General features: G+C 57.8%; 3 protein-coding genes. All 3 read left to right on the plus strand.

The window, feature by feature from the left end:
* Nucleotides 1-449: 449 nt before the first annotated feature.
* Entirely contained in the window at nucleotides 450-1907 is a 1458-nt protein-coding gene (locus tag QVO43_RS09015; RefSeq protein WP_022488189.1) for an aminotransferase class I/II-fold pyridoxal phosphate-dependent enzyme, read from the plus strand.
* A 16-nt stretch (nucleotides 1908-1923) separates the two neighbouring features.
* Nucleotides 1924-2805 carry a polyamine aminopropyltransferase gene (speE, locus tag QVO43_RS09020; protein WP_022488190.1) on the plus strand — a complete coding sequence of 294 codons (882 nt, stop codon included), beginning with the start codon at nucleotides 1924-1926 and terminating at the stop codon, nucleotides 2803-2805.
* Nucleotides 2792-3569: agmatinase (gene speB, locus QVO43_RS09025; RefSeq protein WP_288174861.1), on the plus strand; the 778-nt coding region annotated here is incomplete at its 3' end. The genes speE and speB, both read left to right, overlap by 14 nt.

Below are 3569 nucleotides of genomic sequence, written 5' to 3' on the forward strand. Positions count from 1 at the left end.
GAAGGTTTTACTGAGAACTTGTTGACACATACGGGAAAACAAGATGAAATTGACAACGGGGTGGGGGTATGTTAAAATTTTTACGGTTTGAAGATTCGTTCATGGATTTTCAGAAATTTCACGGACCACTGGACAGGGGTACTGCCTTTTCGGGGCAGCTGTCCGGTCAAGGCCATACGGACAGCCGGGTCCACTGCCGAATTGGCGGCAACTGGTTTGCAGCCTTATTGATTGAACTTTTGGGTTCAACTTTTATAAGTTGGTTACTTCATAACCGCAATGCGTCTGTGCGCAGACTTGTGAAACGGTCAATAAGAGTCGTTCGTAACGGGGGATCCCCTGATAGAAGCAAACCGAAATACCGGATGAGACCTTAAAACGCAAGCTGCAAGGGGGCAGCTTGCGTTTTTTTGTACAGAAGTAAAAAATGAACTGGGGAGGGAAAAAGCTTGGAAAAGCAATATCGGTTGAAACAGGATCGGGCGCCCATCTACGAAGCTCTGGAAAAGTTCCGGAAAATGCGGGTGGTGCCCTTTGACGTACCCGGCCACAAACGGGGCCGAGGCAACCCGGAACTGACGGAGTTCCTGGGCGAAAAATGTGTGGGGGTGGATGTGAACAGCATGAAGCCCCTGGACAACCTGTGCCATCCGGTGTCGGTGATCCGGGAGGCGGAACAGCTGGCCGCTGACGCCTTCGGAGCCAGCCAGGCCTTCCTGATGGTGGGGGGCACCACCAGTGCCGTCCAGTCCATGATCCTGTCCGCCTGCAAACGGGGCGACAAGATCATTCTGCCCCGGAACGTCCACAAAAGCATGATCAACGCCCTGGTGCTCTGCGGAGCCATTCCTGTATACGTGAACCCGGACGTGGACAAGCGGCTGGGGATCAGCCTGGGGATGAAGCGGGATGCAGTGGCCAAGGCCATCCGGGAGAACCCGGACGCGGTGGCTGTGGTGGTGAACAACCCCACTTATTACGGAGTGTGCAGTGACCTCCGGGCCATTGTAAAGATGGCCCACGATGCCGGGATGCTGTGCCTGGCCGATGAAGCCCACGGCACCCATTTCTACTTCGGCAGCGGGCTGCCTGTTTCCGCCATGGCCGCCGGGGCCGACATGGCCGCCATTTCCATGCACAAAAGCGGGGGCAGCCTGACCCAGTCCAGCTTCCTGCTCACCGGTCCCAAGGTCCACGCCGGCTATGTGCGCCAGATCATCAACCTGACCCAGACCACCTCCGGCAGCTACCTGCTCATGTCCAGCCTGGACATCAGCCGCCGGCGGCTGGCTCTCCACGGACGGGAAATCTTCCACAAAGTGGTGGACATGGCGGAATACGCCCGGCAGGAAATCAACAACATCGGAGGCTACTATGCCTTTGGCCGGGAACTGATGAACGGGGATTCCGTCTTCGACTTCGACAACACCAAACTGAGCATCCACACCCTGGATATCGGTCTGGCCGGCATCGAAGTGTACGACATCCTCCGGGATGATTACGACATCCAGATCGAATTCGGGGATATCGGCAACATCCTGGCCTACCTGTCCATGGGGGACCGGATCCAGGATCTGGAACGGCTGGTCAGCGCCCTGGCGGAAATCCGCCGCCGGTATCAGAAGGATCCCACCGGCATGCTCACCCAGGAATATGTGGAACCGGTGGTGGTCACCAGTCCCCAGGAAGCCTTCTATGCCGAGAAGGTAAGCCTGCCTCTGGAGCAGTGTGAGGGCCGGGTGTGCAGCGAATTCGTCATGTGCTATCCTCCGGGGATCCCGCTTCTGGCCCCTGGGGAAAAAATCACCAAAACCGTACTGGAACATATCCGGTACGCCAAAGAAAAGGGCTGCAGCATGACCGGTTCGGAAGATCCGGAACTGCTCCACCTGAATGTATTAGCATAAGAGGGGGATACAACCAATGGAAATGTGGTTCAGTGAATTCCATACCCCGGATGTGAAACACAGCCTCCGGGTCAACCGTCACCTGTTCTCCAAACAGAGTGACTTCCAGCGGATCGATATTTTCGAGACGCCGGAATTCGGCCGGGTGCTCACCCTGGACGGGAACGTGATGCTGACGGAACGGGATGAATTCATCTACGACGAAATGATGACCCATGTGCCCATGGCCGTCCACAAGGGCATCAAGGACATCCTGGTGATCGGCGCCGGGGACGGGGGCGTGGTCCGGGAACTGACCCGGTACGACCGGGTGGAGAAAATCGACCTGGTGGAAATGGATCCCATGGTGGTGGAAGCCTGCCGGAACTATCTGCCCGGAAACGCCTGCCGGATGGATGACCGTCGGGTGCACATCTACTTTGAAAATGCCCTGAAATTCATCCGCCACCGGGAAAATTCCTACGACCTGATCATTGTGGATTCCGTGGATCCTTTCGGTCCCTCCGAAGGGTTCTTCACCCGGGAATTCTACGGCAGCTGCTACAATGCCCTCCGGGAAGACGGGATCATGGTGAACCAGCAGGGGAGTCCCTTCTACAAGGAAGACGCCATTGCCATGCAGCGGAGCCACCAGCGGATCGTCAGCACCTTCCCCATCAGCAAGGTGTACCAGGCCCACATCCCCACCTATGCGGCAGGGTACTGGACCTTCGGCTTTGCCAGCAAGAAGTACCATCCCATCAACGACCTGGACGCTCCCGCCTGGGAAGCCCTGAACATGCACACCCGGTACTACACCACCCGGCTCCATGTGGGAGCCTTCTGGCTGCCGGCTTTCCTGGAGGAAATGCTCAAGGAAGTGGAAACGGAAGAAGGCTGCAAAAATGCTGACAAATAATGTGGAAACCTTCCTGGCCTGCGACGCTCCTTACGAAAAGGCCAAAATCGTCCTGTTCGGAGCCCCCTTTGATTCCACCACCAGCTACCGGCCCGGCACCCGGTTCGGGTCTTCCGCCATCCGCCACGAAAGCTTCGGCCTGGAAACCTACAGTCCCTATCAGGACAAGGATCTGACGGACTATGCAGTGTTCGACAGCGGGGACCTGGAACTGTGCTTTGGCAGTTCGGAAATGGCCCTGAAGGACATTGAGGACCGGACTGCCACCATCCTCCAGGACGGGAAGCTGCCCTTTATGATCGGAGGCGAACACCTGGTGACCCTGGGCGCCTTCCGGGCGGTGCTGAAAAAGTACCCGGACCTCCAGATCGTCCACTTTGATGCCCACACGGACCTGCGGGATGACTACCTGGGGGCGAAACTGAGCCATGCCTGTGTGATCCGCCGGTGCCACGACCTGATCGGGGACGGGAAAATCCACCAGTTCTGCATCCGCAGCGGGGAACGGGAAGAATGGCAGTTCGCCCATGCCCACACGGACCTGCATCCCTTCAGTTTCGGAGGGCTGGAACAGCTGGTCCGGGATCTGGAAAAGAGCCAGGCTCCGGTGTATTTCACCATCGACCTGGACTGCCTGGATCCTTCCGTGTTCCCGGGCACCGGGACCCCGGAAGCCGGGGGCATCACCTTCATGGAGCTGCTGAACGCCCTGCGGCTGGTGGCCAGGACCCATGTGGTGGCTGCCGATGTGAACGAACTGGCTC

Origin of the sequence: Acidaminococcus sp. CAG:542 (assembly GCF_000437815.1) — a bacterium.
GTDB lineage: Bacteria > Bacillota > Negativicutes > Acidaminococcales > Acidaminococcaceae > Acidaminococcus.